An 18,620-nucleotide genomic window follows, 5' to 3' on the forward strand; every position below is an offset into this window, starting at 1 on the left:
CGAGAGCCTGATCATCGCGCTTTTGAGGAGAACGCGGCGTTTCCATGAGCAGCAACGACGACGTTCACAAGGTCAGAGAATTCGAGCATCCGGGCGAGGGACGCCGGCGCGCCAAGTCCACGCCCAAGGGCCGACAGGTCGATCCCACCGCGGCGCACGAGATCGAGCAGCTGCTCGGCGACAAGCCGCGGCGGCGCGACCTGCTGATCGAATATCTGCATCTGATCCAGGACAAATATCACCAGATCTCGGCTGCGCATTTGGCCGCGCTCGCCGAGGAGATGAAGCTCGCCTTCGCCGAAGTGTTCGAGACCGCGACCTTTTACGCGCATTTCGACGTGGTGAAGGAAGGCGAGCCTGACATCGCGCCGCTGACGATCCGCGTCTGCGACTCCCTGACCTGTGCGATGCTCGGCGGCGAGAAGCTGCTCGAGGATCTGCAAGACGCCGCGGGGCCCGGCATCCGCGTCGTGCGCGCGCCCTGCGTCGGCCGCTGCGATACCGCGCCGGCCGCAGAAGTCGGCCACAACTTCGTCGACCATGCGACTGTCGCCAATGTGATGGCGGTGGCGAAGGCTGGCGACACGCATGCGCATCTGCCCAAATACATCGCCTACGACGCGTATGTCGCAGGTGGTGGCTACAAGCTGCTCAATCGCGTGCGCTCTGGCGAATTGTCGAAGGACGATCTGCTGAAGGCGCTCGACGACGCCTCGTTGCGCGGCCTCGGCGGCGCCGGCTTCCCGACGGGGCGCAAATGGCGCGCCGTGCTTGGCGAGCCCGGCCCGCGGCTGATGGCGATCAATGGCGACGAAGGCGAGCCCGGCACATTCAAGGACCGCGTCTATCTCGAAAGCGATCCGCATCGGTTCATCGAAGGCATGCTGATCGGCGCGCATGTGGTGCAGGCCTCCGACGTCTACATCTATGTCCGCGACGAATATCCGGCCTCGCGCGAGATTTTGGAGCGCGAGATCGCGAAGCTCCCCGCGGGTGGCCCGACGCTGCACATGCGCCGTGGCGCTGGCGCTTACATCTGCGGAGAAGAGTCCTCGCTGCTCGAAAGCATCGAGGGCAAGCGCGGCCTGCCCCGGCACAAGCCGCCTTATCCGTTCCAGGTGGGCCTGTTCGGCCTGCCGACGCTGATCAACAACATCGAGACGCTGTGGTGGGTGCGCGACATCGTCGAGAGGGGCGCCGACTGGTGGAAAGGCAATGGCCGTCATGAACGCCATGGCCTGCGCAGCTTCTCGGTTTCGGGCCGCGTCAAGAACCCCGGCATGAAGCTCGCGCCCGCGGGCATCACCGTGCGTGAGCTGATCGACGAATATTGCGGCGGCATGGCTGACGGCCATCAGTTCTACGCGTATCTTCCGGGCGGCGCCTCCGGCGGCATTCTGCCCGCGTCGATGGACGACATCCCGCTCGATTTCGGCACGCTGGAAAAATACGGCTGCTTCATCGGATCGGCCGCAATCGTGATCTTGTCGCAAAAGGACAGCGTGCGCGCAGCAGCGCTCAACCTGATGAAGTTCTTCGAGGACGAGAGCTGCGGCCAGTGCACGCCGTGCCGCGTCGGAACCCAGAAGGCGGCACAGCTGATGCAGAAGCCGGTCTGGAACCGCGCACTGCTGGAAGAATTGAGCCAGGCGATGCGCGATGCCTCGATCTGCGGGCTCGGACAGGCGGCATCCAATCCGCTGTCCTCCGTGATCAAATATTTCCCTGACGAGTTCAAGGAAGCGGCCGAATGACCAAGATTACGTTCGAGCTCGACGGCAAGCAGGTCGAGGCCAATCCCGGCGAGACAATCTGGCAGGTCGCAAAACGTCAGGGCCGCGAGATTCCGCACCTGTGCTATTCGCCCGCGCCCGATTATCGCCCCGACGGCAATTGCCGCGCCTGCATGGTCGAGATCGAGGGCGAGCGCGTGCTGGCGGCGTCCTGCAAGCGCACGCCGTCGGTCGGGATGAAGGTGAAGACCGAGAGCGCGCGTGCGGTGTCGGCGCAAAAGATGGTGATGGAGCTGCTGGTCGCCGACCAGCCGGCGCGCGCGACCTCGCACGATCCGGATTCGAAGTTCTGGCACTGGGCCGAAACCACGGGCGTCACCGAGAGCCGTTTTCCTGCCGCCGAGCGTTGGGAGACCGATGCCAGCCATCCGGCGATGCGTGTCAACCTCGATGCCTGCATCCAATGCGGCCTCTGCGTGCGCGCCTGCCGCGAGGTCCAGGTCAACGACGTCATCGGCATGGCTTATCGTAGTCACGGTTCGAAAATCGTGTTCGACTTCGACGATCCCATGGGCGAATCCACCTGCGTCGCCTGCGGCGAATGCGTGCAGGCCTGCCCGACCGGCGCGCTGATGCCGGCCGTGATGCTCGACGACAAGCAGACTCGCGTCACCTACGCAGACCGGAAGGTGGATTCACTCTGCCCGTTCTGCGGCGTCGGCTGTCAGGTCACTTACGAGGTCAAGGACGAGAAGGTGATCTATGCCGAGGGCCGCGATGGCCCGGCCAACCACAATCGTCTTTGTGTGAAGGGCCGCTTCGGCTTCGACTATATCCACCATCCGCATCGCCTGACGAAGCCGCTGGTGCGGCTGCCGAATGCCAAGAAGGATTCCAACGATCAGGTCGATCCCGCTAACCCCTTCACCCATTTCCGCGAAGCAAGCTGGGACGAAGCGCTCGATATCGCCGCCAAGGGCCTCGTCAAGATCCGCGACGAGAAGGGCGTGAAGGCGCTGGCCGGCTTCGGTTCGGCCAAGGGCTCGAATGAAGAGGCCTATCTGTTCCAGAAGCTGGTGCGCACCGGATTCGGCTCGAACAATGTCGACCACTGCACCCGCCTATGCCATGCCTCCTCGGTCGCCGCGCTGTTTGAAGGCCTGAGCTCGGGCGCGGTGTCGGCGCCGTTCTCGGCCGCCATGGACGCGGAAGTGATCTGGGTGATCGGCGCCAACCCGACGGTGAACCACCCGGTCGCGGCGACCTTCATCAAGAACGCGGCGAAGAATGGCGCAAAGCTGTTCGTGATGGATCCGCGCCGGCAGACGTTGTCGCGCCACGCGACAAAGCATCTGCAGTTCAAGCCGGGCTCAGACGTCGCCATGCTGAACGCGATGATCAACACGATCATCACCGAAGGCCTGACCGACGACCAGTACATCGCCGGCTACACCGAAGGCTTCGAAGACCTCAAGGAGAAGATCAAGGAGTTCACGCCGGAGAAGATGGAGGCGATCTGCGGCATCCCGGCGCAGACGTTGCGCGAGGTCGCGCGAACCTACGCGCGGGCAAAATCCTCGATCATCTTCTGGGGCATGGGGATCAGCCAGCATGTTCACGGCACCGACAATGCGCGCTGCCTGATTGCGCTGGCGCTGATCACCGGCCAGGTTGGCCGCCCCGGCACCGGCTTGCATCCGCTGCGCGGCCAGAACAACGTGCAGGGCGCCTCCGACGCCGGCCTGATCCCGATGTTCCTGCCGGACTATCAGCCGGTCGGCCGCGACGATTTGCGCGGCAATTTCGAAAAGATCTGGCAGCAGGATCTCGATCCCGAGCGCGGCCTGACCGTGGTCGAGATCATGAACGCGATCCACGCCGGCGAGATCACGGGCATGTATATCGAGGGCGAGAATCCCGCGATGTCCGACCCCGATCTCCAGCATGCACGCCAGGCGCTCGCCATGCTCGATCATCTCGTGGTGCAGGATCTCTTCGTGACCGAGACCGCGTTCCACGCCGACGTCATCCTGCCGGCCTCGGCCTTCGCCGAGAAGGAGGGCTCCTTCACCAACACCGACCGTCGCGTGCAGCTCGCGCGCCAGGTGATCAAGCCTCCGGGCGATGCGCGGCAGGATCTCTGGATCATCCAGGAGATTGGCAAGCGCATGGGACTGCCGTGGAATTACTCCGGCCCAGGCGAGGTCTACACCGAAATGGCGGAGCTGATGCCGTCGCTCAAGAACATCAGCTGGGAGCGGCTGGTGCGTGAGGGCGCAGTCACCTATCCGGCAGACGATCCGAACAAGCCCGGCAACGAGATCATCTTCACGACGGGTTTTCCGACCGCGAGCGGCCGCGGCAAGATTGTGCCGGCGCATGTCATTCCGCCGGACGAGTTGCCCGACGCCGAATATCCGATGGTGCTCTCGACCGGCCGCGTGCTGGAGCACTGGCACACCGGCTCGATGACCCGCCGCGCCCAGGTGCTCGACCAGATCGAGCCGGAAGCCGTCGCCTTCATGTCGCCGAAGGATATGCACAGGAAAAAGCTCGCGCCGGGCGATTTCATTCGGCTCGAGACCCGCCGCGGCGCGGTCGAGGTCAAGGTCCGCTCCGACCGCGACGTGCCGGAGAACATGGTGTTCATGCCGTTCTGCTATGCCGAGGCGGCGGCGAATCTGCTGACCAACCCGGCGCTCGATCCGTTCGGCAAGATTCCGGAGTTCAAGTTCTGCGCGGCGAGAGCCGAACGCGCGGAGATGCGGGACGCGGCGGAGTAGGCCTCGGCCGTCATTGCGAGCGTAGCGAAGCAATCCAGTCTGCCTCTGCGGTCGGATTCTGGATTGCTTCGTCGTTTCGCTCCTCGCAATGACGGTGCTAGAAGTCGCAAATGTCCAAAGTCACCCCCGCCACCCGCGCGCTCACAACCGCCGGTGTTGCCTTCACCGTTCACGCTTACGACTATGATCCCGATGCCGAGAGCATCGGGATGCAGGCGGCCGCTGCGCTGGCTGAGGATCCCGCGCGTGTGCTGAAGACGCTGATGGCGCTGGCGGACGGCAAGCCGGTCTGCGTGATTGTTCCGTCCGATCAGGAAGTCTCGATGAAAAAGCTCGCCTCGGCCGTGAGCGGCAAGTCGGCGCAGATGATGAAGCCGCCGGAGGCCGAGCGCATCACCGGCTACAAGGTCGGCGGCATCAGCCCGTTCGGGCAGCGCAAGCCGGTGCGCGCCGTGATCGAGCAGAGCGCGCTCGCCCATGACCTGGTCTATCTCAATGGCGGTCAGCGCGGCCTGCAGCTGCGGATGAAGCCAACCGATGCGCGGGATGTTCTGAAGGCGGTCGTGGCGGACGTGCTCGCCTGAGCCTGCCGCCTACTGCTTCTGCAACAGCTTGAGCCGGCAGCGCAGCGCCTCACGGATATGCGCGCGCGCGAGTTGCTCGGCCCCGCCGCCGTCGCGTGCGGCGATGGCGTCGATGATGGCCTGGTGCTCGCCGTGGCTGGTCGAGGGGCGACCCGTCACGGTGAAGGTGGTCGGGCCGAGCAGGGCGATCCAGTCCTGCAATTCGCCTGACGCGTTGTCGAGATAGCGATTGCGCGCGGCGCGGCAGATCGCTTCGTGAAAGGCGCGGTTGAGCCGCGCCATCTCCGCGGCGTCAGCCTCGGACGCTTCCACAAATGCCTGCTCGATATCCCTGAGCGCGTCGATTTCCGGCGCAGATGCGTGCTCGGCGGCGAGGCGCGCGGCGGCACCCTCCATGATCTCGCGCATGGCGTAGAGCTCAAGTACCTCCGAGATGTCGAGGTTGCGGACGATCAGCCCGCGGCCGCCGGCGGGCTCGACGAAGCCGCGCGCCGCGAGACGACCAAGCGCCTCCCGCACCGGCGTCCTGCTGACCTTCAGCCGCTGTGCCACCTCTTCCTCACGCAGGCGATCGCCGGCGCGGTAGCTGCCGGCCTGGAGCGCCTCGCAGAGCGAGCGGAACACCGCTTCGCCCAGCGCCACGCCACCGCCGCGTGCGATCGCTCCGCCTGCCTTTGCCGGGCGTCTGGCCATGAATCCTTGGGCTCGCAATGTGCATCCTGCCCATGCAGAGATGCGGCTTGCACCGCCTCTGTATATCTTTGTATACAACAGTACGCAATGGCGGATCGGCTTGACCGGGGCCGCCGGCGGGCAGAATGTTTCTAACTTCGTCGCATCGGACCGACGGCATGGGCAGCAAATACGACGTGCTGGTGATCGGCGGCGGCAACGCGGCGCTCTGTGCGGCGATCTCGGCGCGCCGCGGCGGTGCCTCGGTGCTGGTGCTCGAAGGTGCGCCAAAGTTCTACCGCGGCGGCAACACCCGTCACACCCGCAACATGCGTTGCGCCCATGACGCCGCGACCGAAATCCTCACCGGCCCCTACACCGAGGAGGAGTTCTGGGAGGATCTGCTGCGCGTCACGGGCGGGCAGACCGACGAGGTGCTTGCCCGTCACATGATCCGGGAGTCCAAGGACATCCTGAACTGGATCGTGGAGCAGGGCGTGCGGTGGCAGCCCTCGCTCGGCGGGACGCTGAGCCTCGGCCGCACCAACTCTTTCTTTCTCGGTGGCGGCCGCGCGATGCTGAATGCGCTCTATCTCACCGCCGAGCGGCTTGGCGTCGACGTCGAATATGACGCCGAGGTCATCGACCTCGTGATCGAACACGGCATGTTCCTCGCCGCACGCCTCAAGCGGCCGATCAATGGCGAGACCGAGATCCGCGCGACGTCGCTGGTGGCCGCGGCCGGCGGGTTCGAGGCCAACATCGAGTGGCTGAAGCAATATTGGGGCGAGGCGGCCGACAATTTCCTGATCCGCGGCACGCCCTATAATCGCGGCTCGATCCTGAAGATGCTGCTCGACAAGGGCGTGCAGGAGGTCGGCGATCCCACCCAGTGCCACGCGGTCGCGATCGACGCCCGCGCGCCGAAGTTCGACGGCGGCATCATCACGCGGCATGACTCCGTCGTGTTCGGTATCGTCGTCAACAAGCATTCGCAGCGCTTCTATGACGAGGGCGAAGACATCTGGCCGAAGCGCTACGCGATTTGGGGCCGGCTGGTTGCAGCGCAGCCCGACCAGATCGCCTACATCATCTTCGACTCCACCGTCGTCACCTCGTTCATGCCGACGCTGTTCCCGCCGATTGCCGGGCAGACGATTGCCGAGCTCGCCGGCAAGCTGACGCTCGACCCGGCCGCGCTCGAAAAGACCATCACCGAATTCAACGCCGCGGTGCGGCCAGGCACCTTCGACCACACCATCCTGGACGATTGCGTGACCGAAGGCGTCACGCCGCCCAAGACGCACTGGGCACGCCGGATCGAGACGCCGCCTTATCTCGCCTATCCGGTGCGGCCCGGCATCACTTTCACCTATCTCGGCACGCGCGTGAACAGGGAGGCGCGGATGCTGATGGCTGACGGCAAGCCATCGGCCAACATGTTTGCGGCCGGCGAGATCATGGCTGGCAACGTGCTCGGCAAGGGTTATGCCGCCGGCATGGGCATGACCATCGGCAGCGTATTCGGGCGGATCGCAGGACGGGAAGCGGCGAAACATGCACGGAACTAGAATTCTGGACGAAGTCGACCGTCTGATGACGGTCTGCAATTCCTGCCGCTATTGCGAGGGTCTTTGCGCGGTGTTTCCCGCGATGGAGAAGCGCCGCGCCTTTTCCGACGGCGATCTCAACTATCTCGCCAACCTCTGCCACTCCTGCGGCGCCTGCTACGTCGACTGCCAGTTCTCGCCGCCGCACGAATTCAACGTCAATGTTCCGAAGACGCTGGCGGTGGCGCGTGCCGAGTCTTATGCGGCCTATGCTTGGCCGCAAGCGTTGTCCGGCGCCTTCGCGCGCAACGGGCTCGTCATCAGCGTCATCGCTGCGCTTAGCATGGCTGCCTTCATTTTCGGCTTCGCGGCGCTGAACGACCGCAGCGTGCTGTTCGGCGTCCACACCGGCCCTGGCGCCTTCTACCAGCTGATGCCGCACAACGCGATGGCCGCGCTGTTCAGCGCTGCCTTTCTCTATGCGATCCTCGCGCTCGCTATGAGCGTGCGCGCCTTCTGGCGCGACATCGGTCCGCCGATTGGCGGCCGCGCCGACGGCGGCTCGATCTTCCAGGCAATTCGCGATGCCGGTGAGCTACGCTATCTCCATGGAGGCGGTGTCGGCTGCTACAACGAAGACGACACGCCGACCGACCGTCGCAAGCTTTTCCATCATCTGACGTTCTACGGCTTCCTGCTGTGCTTTGCCGCGACCTCGGTTGCCACGCTCTATCACTATCTGCTCGGCCGCGAGGCGCCGTATCCGTGGTGGGACCTGCCCGTCGTGCTCGGCACGCTCGGAGGCATCGGCCTCGTCGTCGGCCCCATCGGGCTGTTCGTCGCCAAATCGCGCCGGGCGGCTGAGCTGCTCGACGAGACCCGCTACGGAATGGATGTCGGTTTCATCGCCATGCTGTTCCTGACCGGGTTCACGGGATTGCTGCTTCTGCTCCTGCGCGAGACCGCCGCCATGGGGCCGCTGCTGGCGCTGCATCTCGGCGCGGTGTTCGCGCTGTTCATCACCATGCCCTACGGCAAGTTCGTGCACGGCATCTACCGCTTCGCGGCGCTGGTGCGTTACGCGCAGGAGCGGCGCAGCGAAGCCGGCTCTTGAGGGGCGTGCGGGGCTGACGTATCTCTGGGCCGTTCGCGGAGAGCGAATCGTCGGAGGAGCCCCCGCTCATGTATATGTTTCTGCCGTTTCTGCTGGCGCTCGCAGGTAGTGCCTGCGTCTGGTCTACGCGCGCGGGACTGAGCTACGCGCTTTGGAGCGCAACCATCGTCATCACGGTCGCATGGTTCTTCCACCACGCGACGGATCCGCTGAAATTCTCGTTCTGACGGTGGCGAGATGAGTACTACAGAGATCAGCGGGCAACGATCGGTCGGCGCGGTCCTGAACATGTTGGGACTGCTCGGGATCTCACTCGTCCTGACCGTCGCATTTGTCTATCAGCTTGCGCTTGGCGAGTTGCCTTGCCCGCTCTGCCTGCTGCAACGGGCCGGGTTCGTTGCGATCGGCATGGGCTTCCTGTTCAACCTGCGCCTCGGCGAGCGTGGCTCACACTATGCGATGATCCTTGTGGCGGGGCTCGTCACCGGCTTCATCTCGCTCCGGCAGGTGTCCCTGCATCTTGCGCCTGATGATGCCGGATACGGTTCGGCGCTGTTTGGGCTGCATTTCTACACCTGGGCGCTGATCGCGGCCGTCGGCGTCGTCTGCTATGTCGCGCTCGTCTTCGTTCTGAAGGATGTGGCCGGCGAGCGAGATGGCGCTGCGCCGGTGAACGGCCCGGCATCGAACGCGGTCTTCGCAATCTTCGCGTTGCTGGTTGCTGCAATCTGCTGTCCACTGTGCTGGAGTGCGGGGCAGGTCAGTGCGACGACAATCCAGTGCGCTATCTCCTGCTCAAGTGACCGGATTGAACCGTCCGTCGTGCAGAAACGCGATCGTCTGCTCGATCGCGACGGCGTGGCGCGGCAGCCCGGCATGGGGCGCCCTAACGATGATGTGGTCGCCCATCCCGGCCAGCTTCGCGCTCGCAACTGAAACCCGCCCGTCGTTGGGGCGGGGCAGAACAAAGGCCGACGCGATCGGCGCGATGGTGCGGCATCCGGCGATGATGCCAATCGCATAATCGGGCGACGGCAGGTCGGCGAGCACCGGGTCTTGGGTGGTGGTAAGCTGCAGGCCGGCCGGGCCGAAAGCAGCGCGGTAGAGCGACAGGTTTTTCAAGAGATCGGCGACCTCGCTGCCGCCATTGGGCGTGCCCAGCATCACGACGCGGCCAAGCCGCGCTGGCCGGTATCGCGCGATGTAAACCCGCGTAAGTAGCCCGCCCATGGAATGGGCGACGAAGTGGATCGCGCCGTCGCATTGTTCGGCGAATGCGGCGATCGGCGCGTGGATCTCCTCCGCGAGTGCCTCAAGCGGCTTCTTGCGGCTGGAATAGTCGAGATTGAGCGTGGCGAAGCCACGACGCTGCAGCGCTCGATCCAGCTTCTTCAGCGTCCAGGAGCCGACGCCGATGCCATGCAGCAGCACCACGCCGTCGCACATCGCATGCGCTGGTGCGACGGCCGTGGGCTGCGTGTCACGCAACTTCCCGCTCCGATGCTGCCGTCGCCTGCTCGCGGGCCATCGTCGTTGCAGTAACGTAGTCCGCCTTGCCGGTGCCGAGCAGCGGCACCTTGTCGACCACCATGATCGTCGCGGGCACGGTCAGCTCGGAGGCGCCGATCGCCTTGGCCTGGGCCTGCATCGTGCCGCGCTCGCCACTCTTCTCCGTCGTCAGCAGCACGATGCGCTCGCCCTTGCGCTGGTCGGGGATCGACACGGCGACCGATGCGGCCTGCGGCCACAGCGTCGCTGCGATGCTCTCGACCGCCGACAGCGAGACCATTTCGCCGGCGATCTTGGCAAAGCGCTTGGCGCGGCCCTTGATGGTGATGAAGCCGGCCGGGTCGATCGCGACGATGTCGCCGGTGTCGTGCCAGCCCTCCGCGAGCGGCTCGAGCACGCCGGGATTTTCGGCCATGAGGTAGCCGAGCATGACGTTCGGTCCGCGCACCGAGAGGCGTCCGCCCTCCTCGATGCCGGGGACCGGATCGAGGCGGCTTTCCATCAGCGGCGACAGGCGGCCGACGGTGCCGGGACGGTTGGCCATCGGCGTGTTCATCGCCAGCACTGGCGCCGTCTCGGTGACACCATAGCCTTCGAGGATGCGGATGCCGTAGCGCTCCATGAACACCTGCCGCGTGCGGTCCTTGACCGCTTCGGCGCCGGCGATCACCAGGCGCAGGGTACGGAAGTCGTAGGCGTGCGCCGAACGTGCGTAGCCGGTGAGGAACGTGTCGGTGCCGAACAGGATCGTGGCGCCGGTCTGGTAGATCAGCTCGGGCACGATGCGGTAGTGCAGCGGCGAGGGGTACATGTAGATCGGGATGCCCGCGAGCATCGGCATCATCATGCCGCCGGTCAGACCGAAGGAATGGAACACCGGCAGCACGTTGAACACCTTGTCATCGGCGTTGGCATCGACCCGCGCCAGCGCTTGCGCCGCGTTGGCGAGGATGTTGCGGTGGGACAGCACCACGCCTTTGGGCGTACCTTCCGAGCCCGACGTGAACAGCACGACGGCCGGATCGTTGGCCTGGCGGGCAACGCGCGGTGCGCTGCCGGCGAGCAGGCCCTTGATCTTGTCGGCCGTGCCGATCGAGGCGCGGACATCCTCGAGATAAACGACGCGCGCTTCCGGGGAGATCGCGGCCATCAGCTTGTCGAGCTTGCCCTTCTCTATGAACGCCTTTGAAGTCAGCACGGTCTTGACCTGCGCAGCCTTCATGGCGGCGAGGACATTGACCGGGCCGGCGGAGAAGTTGAGCATCGCCGGAACCCGGCCGATGCTCTGCAGCGCCATGAAGACGACGGCGACGCCCGCGGAGTTCGGCAGCAGCACGCCGACATTTTCGCCGGCCGAGGTGTCGGCTTCGAGCTTGCGGCCCAAGACCTGCGCGCCGAGGATCAGCTTGCGATAGGTCAGCTTGGTACCGAGCGCGTCCTCGACGATGATCTTGCCGGTGTCGCGATCGCGATAGGCGTGGCCGAGCGCATCGAACAGCGTGTGGTCGAGCATAGCGTTCTTGACCATCGCGTCGATCATCACGTCCTGGAGCGCGGCGCCCGCAGCATTGCGGCGCGCCTTGCCCTTCAGCTGCTCATTGATCGGGAGCTTGACCGGCGGCAGGATCGTCACCGTCACCCGCGGAAACCAGGAGCGCTTGATCTGGCTGCTGTTGAGATAGCTGAGATGCGAGCGCTGCGCGCCCTCGATGCGAACGGGCACGACCACGGCGTCGGCCTTGTCCGCGATCATCGCGGTGCCGTCATAGACCTTCATCAGCGAGCCGGAGACGGTGATGCGTCCTTCCGGAAAGATGACGACCGGCTCGCCCGCTGCGACGAGCTTGATCAGGTCGCGCGCGGCCAGCGGCTTGGTCGGGTCGATGGTGTAGTGCTTGACCACGCGCAGGAACGGCTTGGCCCACCACGCCTTGGAGATGCCGGTATCCACCGCGAAGCTCGCGTCGATCGGCAGCACGGCGTGCAGCAGCGGGCCGTCGATCAGGCTGACATGGTTGGGTGCGATCAGCATGCGCGTGCCTGATGGCGGCAGGTTCTCAAGCCCACGCACCTCGGTGCGGAACAGGGCGCGGAACAGTAGCCCGCCGAAATCGCGCACGCCTTCCTTGCCCCATTTCGTCAGCACGAACCACACCGCACCGAAGCTCGCGACACCCAGGCCGAGGAAGATCCAGCCGACATGCAATCCTCCAGCCTGCAACAGCGCGACGAACAGCGATCCGACCACCATGAAGGCGGCCTGCAGCACGTTGCCGGCGGCGATGATGCGGGCGCGCTCGTTCGGAGCCGACCAGGCCTGCACCGCGGCGAAGGACGGAACGACGAACAGCCCGCCGCCGAAAGCGAAGGCGACGAAGTCGATCAGCATGCGCAGACCCGCAAACGAGGTTGCGAAATCGACCGCGGCGATGTCGTTCCCCTTCACCGTGACGCCGATGGCCCAGGCAAGGTCGATACCGGCAAATCCCATCATGATGGCGCCGATCGGCACCAGCGCGAGGTTCGGGCGAACGTGGCTCAGGCTGGCCGCAAACAGCGAGCCGATAGCGATGCCGATCGCGAAGGTCGCCAGGCACAGCGTCACCACGCCTTCGCTGCCGCCGACGACGTCCTTGACCAGCGCCGGCAGCAGCGACAGCACGATCGCACCGACCAGCCAGAACCAGGAGACGATCACCGTTCCGTCCCACAGCCGGTGGTCCGCATAGAGCGTCTTCAACAGGCTGAGCGTCGAGGTCCAGGGATTGGCATCGACCGGCAGATCAGGCGCGGAGGGCGTTGTTTGCGGAATGCGGGAGGCAAAGGCCCAGGACAACAGGGCCAGCACGACCACGGCCGATGCGACCCAGCCCATGTGGGCGGAGCCGGCCACGAATTGGCCGCCCGCGACGGTGCCGAGCAGAATGGCCATGAAGGTCGCGCCTTCGACCAGCGCGTTGCCGGTCGCGAGCTCACCGAGCTCGAGCTGGTCCGGCAGCATGGAGTATTTTACAGGGCCGAACAGGGCGGCGATGATGCCGAACAGCGCAAGCGCCGCGAACAGCAGCGGCACCGAGTGCAGGAAGAAGCCGGCGGCGGCGAAGGCCGCAGCGAAGATCTCGGCGAATTTCAGCCGCCTTGCGACGACCGATTTGACGTATTTGTCGGCGAGCTGGCCGCCGAGCCCGGACAGGATGAAATAGGGGAAGATGAACACGGCGCCTGCCACCGTCACCAGTGCATCGCCGTGGCCGGTCGCAGCGCTGTAAAGCAGGATGATGACGAGTGCGTTCTTGAGCACGTTGTCATTGAGCGCCGAGAAGAATTGCGCCCAGAACAGCGGCGCAAAGCGGCGTGACGACATCAAATCCCTGATCATGACGAGTCCTGTTTTGGAAAGGCAGCCTGAGGTTATTGCGTTGTCGATGAAACGTCACGACCGGAAGGTTGTGGGAGAGCGATTGCACGGTGACGATCGTCGCCGGCCTGCTGTGTCCCCTCGGTCCTTCCGATCCTTTTGGTCTCCAGGTGGTCTCGTTAGGTTCGCAAATATCTGGTGGCAGCCGCAGTTCGGGCGGAAGTGAATCGGCCACGAATGTCGGACATAGTAAGTCCTTCTTTGCGGCCGGTCCCCGCATTCGAGTGGTCTCGCATGCGCACCGGCTTCTCCTCAGGTGAGGTGAGCGAGATGGCGAAAGGGGTTGAAGCGGCCGAGCAGGCTGAAGCGGCGGCGCTCGTGGCGGGCACGAGCGCGGCTCATCCGCCACATTCGGAAGGTCGCGCGGCGCTCAGCAAGTACGCCGGCAATGTCGCAGGCATTTGCGATCCGATCGATCGGGGCCATGACGACCCGCAGCAGGGCGCGGCCAAAGCCGCTCAAGAGGGCCGCGGCGTCATCGACGAAGGTGGAGGCGATATCAACAGCGAGGGTTTGCATTTTGCAGGTCTCCGGGCTAATTTGAACAATGTTCACGTGAGTAACCTGAAGATGAACAATGTTCAAGAAGAATCGCTGCGGGACCAGAAAAAAAATCGACGGCGTCTCCAGATCGTGGAGATCGCCCGCCGCATTATCGCGTCTAAAGGATTGAGATCGTTAAAGGTTCGGGACGTGGCCGAGGCCGCGGGCTGCTCGGTCGGGAGCGTCTATAACGAGTTCGGCGACTTCGACGGGGTGATCCTGACGGTCAACCGGGCGACGGTTCAGGCGCTGACGGAGCGGCTGGGAGGGGTTCCGGCTGAGGATCCGGTCGTCCAGCTCTATGGTCTGGCGGAGACCTATCTCGAATTCTTCGCCGAAAACGCCAATCTGTTGCGCTCGCTGTTCGAGCATCGGATGGAGGACGACCGTCCTTATCCCGACGACATTCTTCAGATGGTGATGGACGCGTTCGCGTTGATGCATGCACCTCTGGTGCGCGTGCTACCGGATGCGGATGACGTGAAGATCGCACTGCTGTCGCGTACGTTGTTTTCCGCAGTGCATGGGATCATCTCGCTCGGCCTCGAAGAGCGCATGGTCGCCGTGCCGCCGCAGATGCTGCGCCAGCAGGTCACGCAGTTCCTGGACGCGCATCTCCTGGGGCTCCGGATCCTGCCGGCACGATAACGGCGACGGTCACGCGCGGGCAGCTTCGCGCGGCCGCGCTGCGACGAGAACGACGTCCGGTCTTCCGTTGTCGACCTGAACCCGGTTGCGCCCCTTCTCTTTGGCGCGATAGCAGGCGGCATCCGCCCGACGCATCGCCTCTTCGAGCGTTGTGTTGGCGCCGGCAATCAAGGCAACGCCGATGCTGGCGGTCACCGCAAAGCAGCGATCGTCCCAGACGAAGTTGAACAGCTCGAGCGACCGCCGCAGCTGCTCGGCGATATCGACCGCGTCGTAGGGCACGCATTGTGGCAGGATCAGTCCAAATTCGTCGCCGCCGAGCCGGGCGACCAGATCGTGTGGCCGCCGGTCCTGCTGCAGCAGTCGCGCGACCTGACACAGCAGCCGGTCGCCCGCGAGATGGCCGCAGCTGTCGTTGACGCTCTTGAACTGGTCGAGGTCGAGCAGGATCAGGCTGAGCGAGTTTTCGCCGCGACCATCGAGCTCGCTCTGCAGGCGCGCTTCGAAGGCGCGGCGATTGGCAAGACCGGTCAGCCAGTCATGCGAGGCCTGAAAGGCGAGGCGCTCCTTCTCGGCGTACAGCGCATCCTCGAACGCCTGCCGCTGCAGCACCAGTCGTCGCGTATGCCAGATCAGCAGCAGGATCAGGCTCGCGGCGGTGGCGATGTTCAAGGACGTCAGCGTGAACTTGATGGCGCGGGAACCTTCGCCGAGCACGCTCGAGAACCGCTCGGCATGCCCCGTGAACTGCCTGTTCAACTCGGAAAGCCGCGACGACAGGAACTGCACGCGGTCGCTGTCCCGAATGGGGCCGTTTTTCAGTTCGCCCTTGATGACTTCACCGAAGACGCTGAGCTCCAGCAGCATCGGATCGGTGGCAGCCCATTCCCGGATCGCCTCGCTGAGGAAGCGGACCTGCTTGAAATAGCGGAACAGCCAGATCAGGCCAGGAACGTCATCGGGATGGTTGCCACCTTGCAGGAAGCCGATGCGGGCGATCTCGACATCGACCGGATCGCGCTCGAGTGCCCATCTTGCATATTCGTCGCCGATCGGGACGGCAAGTGAGGCCTGGTATTGCGCGAATTGGCTGGCCTTGCCCGAATGCAGATAGAGGTTGAGGAAATAGACGGCGTTCTTCTGCGAGCGCGACCACATCGCCTCGCCCGCGACATAGGCGCGAACCGATGACATCACCTCTAAGCTGAATCCCGCGATCGCCGCCTGAAGCACAACGACCATGACGAAAAGCGAGACGAGCTTGATGACGTGAAGGAAGCTGCGTTCCTTCGCCGATGTTGCTGTTCTGCGAAACACTGCGTTCCCCAAGTCACTCAACGATCCCAGCGGAGCGTTGCGCCTGCAACGCAAAGTAGAGCAGAAGGTTGCTTAACTCGACCTGAAAGAGCGGAGGCTGCGTCGTAGAGTGAAAGCGTCGTGAAGTGGATGCGCGCAGATCGTCGCAAATGCCGCCAACCCGGAACTGTTGCGGTATTCGCAACCGGTGTCTCGAATTCGCCCTAGGCGATTTACCCGATCGAGAGAAATTCGGTCTGGTGCTAGACCAGCACCGGCTTGCGCACGCGGCCGGCATCGCCGAACACGCGCAGATAACGCTCGATCTCCGAGGGCATGCCGGTCGCCTTCTCCGGATTGTCGGAGAGTTTCACGGCCGGATGTCCGTCGACCGACGACACCTTGCAGACCAGCGAGATGGGATCGAGATTGAACGAACCGTCCGGCGGGCAGCCGACGAAGTCGTTGGTGAGGTTGGTGCCCCAGCCGAACGAGAGCCGCACCCGGCCGGAGAAGTGGTGATAGGTCTCCTCGATCGAGCCGACGTCCATCGCGTCGGAGAACACGAGCAGCTTGTCTTTGGGATTGCGGCCCTTCTTCTCCCACCAGGCGACGATCTCCTCGCCGGCCTGGATCGGCGGCGCGCTGTCGGGGCGGAAGCCGGTCCAGTCGGCCACCCATTCGGGCGCATCGCGCAGGAAGGCTTTCGTGCCGAAGGCATCGGGCAGCGCAATCAGCAGATTGCCGCCATAGGTCTGGCGCCACTGGTCGAGGATGCGATAGGGCGCCCAGCGCAATTCCTCGTCGTCCCTGGCGAGCGCGGCCGCGACCATTGGCAGCTCATGCGCGTTGGTGCCGATGGCCTCGAGATCGTTATCCATCGCCAGCAGCACGTTGGATGTGCCGATGAAGGACGAGCCGAGCCCTTCCTTCACCGCTTCCACGCACCAGCGCTGCCAGAGGAAGCCGTGACGGCGGCGGGTGCCGAAGTCGGAGAGCCGCAAATTCTCCAGTTTGCGCAGCCGCTCCACCTTGGTCCACAGCTTGGCTTTGGCGCGGGCATAGAGCACGTCGAGCTCGAAGCGGGCGCGCCCCTTCATCGCCGCGCGCGAGCGCAATTCGTTCAGGATGGCAAGCGCCGGTATTTCCCACATCGAGGTGTGGGTCCACGGCCCATGGAAATGCAGCTCGTATTGGCCTTCGACCTTGCGCAGCTCGTATTCGGGAAGGCGGAATTCGGCGAGCCAGCGGATGAAGTCCGCCGAGAACATGTGGGTCTTGCCGTAGAAGGTGTTACCGGCGAGCCAGATCAGCTCCTTCTTGGTGAAGCGGATGGTGCGGGCGTGGTCCAGCTGGGCGCGCAGCTCGCCCTCGTCGATGATCTCGGCAAGCCGCACATGGCGCGAGCGATTGATGACTGAGAAAGTCACCTGCTGATCCGAGTACGATTCCCGAATCATCTGTAACATCAACAGCTTATAGAAGTCGGTATCGAGCAGGCTGCGGATGATGGGATCCAGCCGCCAGCTGTGATTGTAGGTTCGGCTCGCAATGTCGGTCACTGTCATGGCCGAATTCTAGCGTGGCCGCTCGCGCGCAACCAGTGGGTTTGGCGAGGGGCTGGCCACCGCCGCGGCAGCCAACAGGCACTATCGTTACCGGCGCTGAAACAATTCCTTGGTCCGGCGCAGCGGCGCGGTCACCCGCCATGAGGTCGAGGCTTGGACCGCCGCCAGCCACGCAAATCGGCCCGTCAGATTCAGGCGGCGGCCGTCGTAGCCACGGATTCCAATTGCGCGCGAATCCAGCGATGCGCCGGGTCCTTCTGGTAACGCTGGTGCCAGACCATGAACATCGGCAGCTCGGCCAGCGTGCGCGTGCGTGAGGCCAGCGGAATCCGCGCATGGGCGAAGCCGCGCATCACGCCGGCGGCGAGCAGGGTCGGCATGCTCGCCAGCATCTGCGTCCCGCGCAGGAACGACGGCACACCGGAAAAGCTCGGCACGGAAATGGCGATGTCGCGGAGGAATCCGTTCGCGGCGAGCCGGCGGTCGAAGTCCAGCCGCTCGTTGTCGGTGTAGACCACGGTGATATGACGCGCCGCGAGATAGGTGCTGCGGCTGACTGGTGCGGCGCGCGCCTTGGGATCGTAGTAGCAGACGTAATGATCGCTCAGCAATCGCTTCTGCACGATGTCGATGCCGGACGGCGGCAGCGGTGTGATCAGAAGGTCGCAGCGATTCTCGCGCAACATTGCAGGTGAGGGAGATTGCGACGGGATCACGCGCAGGTTCAGGCTCATCACCTGCGCGGCGACATGTCCGAAGAAGCGCGGCAATAGCAAGTCGCGCTGAAAATCATTGGCGGCGATCGTCAGCGAAAGCTGCGCGCTCGCCGGTTCGAATGTGATGCCGCCGGCGAAGCTGCGCATCTCGTCGATCAGCGCCCGCGCCTTCGCGGCCAGTGCCTGGGCATGGGCGGTCGCGACGATGCCGCGGCCCGATTTGGCGAACAGCGGATCGCCGGCGATCCGCCGCAGCTTGTTCAGGGCGTGACTGACAGCCGACTGCGTCAGGCCGAGCCGGGTTGCAGCGGCCGTGACTGAACCTTCTTCCAGCACGGCGAGGAACAGTTCGAGGGCGTGGCCATCGAGCGCCATATGATCGATTTTCTTCATGCAACATATTATAATCGATCTATTTATCTGTGGAATAGCATGGCTCATGATCTCACCAACACGCCGCCCGGACCGGTCGCGGCCAGAGGGAGA

General features: G+C 64.4%; 13 protein-coding genes and 1 pseudogene. 8 read left to right on the top strand and 6 right to left on the bottom strand.

From position 1 onward, the window contains the following. Positions 1-44 precede the first annotated feature (44 nt). The 3 genes from ACP2YP_RS09105 to ybaK all read left to right on the top strand — a co-directional run bounded on the left by ACP2YP_RS09105 (position 45) and on the right by ybaK (position 5,100). Positions 45-1,754 carry an NADH-ubiquinone oxidoreductase-F iron-sulfur binding region domain-containing protein gene (locus tag ACP2YP_RS09105; protein WP_426423769.1) on the top strand — a complete coding sequence of 570 codons (1,710 nt, stop codon included), beginning with the start codon at positions 45-47 and terminating at the stop codon, positions 1,752-1,754. Next, a complete protein-coding gene (gene fdhF / locus ACP2YP_RS09110) occupies positions 1,751-4,516 on the top strand; it encodes a formate dehydrogenase subunit alpha (RefSeq protein ID WP_426423770.1) in 2,766 nt (921 codons plus the stop codon). The genes ACP2YP_RS09105 and fdhF overlap by 4 nt, the downstream gene beginning before the upstream one ends. A gap of 110 nt (positions 4,517-4,626) precedes the next feature. Continuing rightward, positions 4,627-5,100: a Cys-tRNA(Pro) deacylase gene (gene ybaK / locus ACP2YP_RS09115; RefSeq protein WP_426423771.1), complete on the top strand. Its 474-nt coding sequence runs from the start codon at positions 4,627-4,629 to the stop codon at positions 5,098-5,100. A gap of 9 nt (positions 5,101-5,109) precedes the next feature. Here the strand turns inward: ybaK and ACP2YP_RS09120 are convergent, their stop codons facing one another. Then, the gene (locus tag ACP2YP_RS09120) at positions 5,110-5,793 is read right to left on the bottom strand and encodes a GntR family transcriptional regulator (protein ID WP_426423772.1); all 684 of its coding nucleotides are present in this window, start codon (positions 5,791-5,793) and stop codon (positions 5,110-5,112) included. Positions 5,794-5,951: 158 nt separating this feature from the next. On the opposite strand from ACP2YP_RS09120, the gene tcuA reads away from it, so the two are divergent. The 4 genes from tcuA (at position 5,952) to ACP2YP_RS09140 (ending at position 9,372) form a co-directional block, all read left to right on the top strand. Further along, positions 5,952-7,343, top strand: a complete 1,392-nt coding sequence (gene tcuA, locus ACP2YP_RS09125; RefSeq protein WP_426426088.1) for an FAD-dependent tricarballylate dehydrogenase TcuA — start codon at positions 5,952-5,954, stop codon at positions 7,341-7,343. Continuing rightward, positions 7,330-8,436 carry a tricarballylate utilization 4Fe-4S protein TcuB gene (gene tcuB, locus ACP2YP_RS09130; protein WP_426423773.1) on the top strand — a complete coding sequence of 369 codons (1,107 nt, stop codon included), beginning with the start codon at positions 7,330-7,332 and terminating at the stop codon, positions 8,434-8,436. Before tcuA ends, tcuB begins: the two co-directional genes overlap by 14 nt. 68 nt (positions 8,437-8,504) lie before the next feature. After that, the gene (locus ACP2YP_RS09135) at positions 8,505-8,663 is read left to right on the top strand and encodes a DUF5993 family protein (protein ID WP_426423775.1); all 159 of its coding nucleotides are present in this window, start codon (positions 8,505-8,507) and stop codon (positions 8,661-8,663) included. A gap of 10 nt (positions 8,664-8,673) precedes the next feature. Then, positions 8,674-9,372 carry a disulfide bond formation protein B gene (locus ACP2YP_RS09140; RefSeq protein ID WP_426423776.1) on the top strand — a complete coding sequence of 233 codons (699 nt, stop codon included), beginning with the start codon at positions 8,674-8,676 and terminating at the stop codon, positions 9,370-9,372. A gap of 153 nt (positions 9,373-9,525) precedes the next feature. On the opposite strand, the pseudogene ACP2YP_RS09145 reads toward ACP2YP_RS09140, so the two are convergent. Together ACP2YP_RS09145 and ACP2YP_RS09150 are read right to left on the bottom strand one after the other, a co-directional pair. Continuing rightward, positions 9,526-9,882, bottom strand: a pseudogene (locus ACP2YP_RS09145) (esterase/lipase family protein); the annotation flags it as partial. Between the two features lie 34 nt (positions 9,883-9,916). Continuing rightward, entirely contained in the window at positions 9,917-13,324 is a 3,408-nt protein-coding gene (locus ACP2YP_RS09150; protein WP_426423777.1) for an acyl-[ACP]--phospholipid O-acyltransferase, read from the bottom strand. Between the two features lie 609 nt (positions 13,325-13,933). Between ACP2YP_RS09150 and ACP2YP_RS09155 the strand changes: the two genes are divergently transcribed. Next, on the top strand, positions 13,934-14,554 hold the full coding sequence (locus tag ACP2YP_RS09155) for a TetR/AcrR family transcriptional regulator (RefSeq protein ID WP_426426089.1): 621 nt from the start codon (positions 13,934-13,936) through the stop codon (positions 14,552-14,554). Positions 14,555-14,563: 9 nt separating this feature from the next. On the opposite strand, the gene ACP2YP_RS09160 is transcribed toward ACP2YP_RS09155, so the two are convergent. From ACP2YP_RS09160 to ACP2YP_RS09170, 3 genes are all read right to left on the bottom strand, one after another. Further along, positions 14,564-15,871 (bottom strand): GGDEF domain-containing protein, encoded by a 1,308-nt coding sequence (locus ACP2YP_RS09160; RefSeq protein ID WP_426423778.1) that lies wholly within the window; start codon positions 15,869-15,871, stop codon positions 14,564-14,566. 242 nt (positions 15,872-16,113) lie between these two features. Next, entirely contained in the window at positions 16,114-17,418 is a 1,305-nt protein-coding gene (gene pncB / locus ACP2YP_RS09165; protein ID WP_426423779.1) for a nicotinate phosphoribosyltransferase, read from the bottom strand. A gap of 191 nt (positions 17,419-17,609) precedes the next feature. Then, positions 17,610-18,527: a LysR family transcriptional regulator gene (locus ACP2YP_RS09170; RefSeq protein ID WP_426423780.1), complete on the bottom strand. Its 918-nt coding sequence runs from the start codon at positions 18,525-18,527 to the stop codon at positions 17,610-17,612. Between the last annotated feature and the right edge of the window lie 93 nt (positions 18,528-18,620).

Origin of the sequence: Bradyrhizobium genosp. A (assembly GCF_049949275.1) — a bacterium.
Lineage (GTDB): Bacteria > Pseudomonadota > Alphaproteobacteria > Rhizobiales > Xanthobacteraceae > Bradyrhizobium.

Bases quoted from the DNA above. Each gene is read 5' to 3' on its own strand.
- ACP2YP_RS09150 (WP_426423777.1), bottom strand. From the start codon at position 13,324: ATGATCAGGGATTTGATGTCGTCACGCCGCTTTGCGCCGCTGTTCTGG.
- ACP2YP_RS09140 (WP_426423776.1), top strand. From the start codon at position 8,674: ATGAGTACTACAGAGATCAGCGGGCAACGATCGGTCGGCGCGGTCCTG.
- ACP2YP_RS09105 (WP_426423769.1), top strand. From the start codon at position 45: ATGAGCAGCAACGACGACGTTCACAAGGTCAGAGAATTCGAGCATCCG.
- ACP2YP_RS09155 (WP_426426089.1), top strand. From the start codon at position 13,934: ATGAACAATGTTCAAGAAGAATCGCTGCGGGACCAGAAAAAAAATCGA.
- ACP2YP_RS09120 (WP_426423772.1), bottom strand. From the start codon at position 5,793: ATGGCCAGACGCCCGGCAAAGGCAGGCGGAGCGATCGCACGCGGCGGT.
- ybaK (WP_426423771.1), top strand. From the start codon at position 4,627: ATGTCCAAAGTCACCCCCGCCACCCGCGCGCTCACAACCGCCGGTGTT.
- tcuA (WP_426426088.1), top strand. From the start codon at position 5,952: ATGGGCAGCAAATACGACGTGCTGGTGATCGGCGGCGGCAACGCGGCG.
- tcuB (WP_426423773.1), top strand. From the start codon at position 7,330: ATGCACGGAACTAGAATTCTGGACGAAGTCGACCGTCTGATGACGGTC.
- ACP2YP_RS09135 (WP_426423775.1), top strand. From the start codon at position 8,505: ATGTATATGTTTCTGCCGTTTCTGCTGGCGCTCGCAGGTAGTGCCTGC.
- fdhF (WP_426423770.1), top strand. From the start codon at position 1,751: ATGACCAAGATTACGTTCGAGCTCGACGGCAAGCAGGTCGAGGCCAAT.
- ACP2YP_RS09170 (WP_426423780.1), bottom strand. From the start codon at position 18,527: ATGAAGAAAATCGATCATATGGCGCTCGATGGCCACGCCCTCGAACTG.
- pncB (WP_426423779.1), bottom strand. From the start codon at position 17,418: ATGACAGTGACCGACATTGCGAGCCGAACCTACAATCACAGCTGGCGG.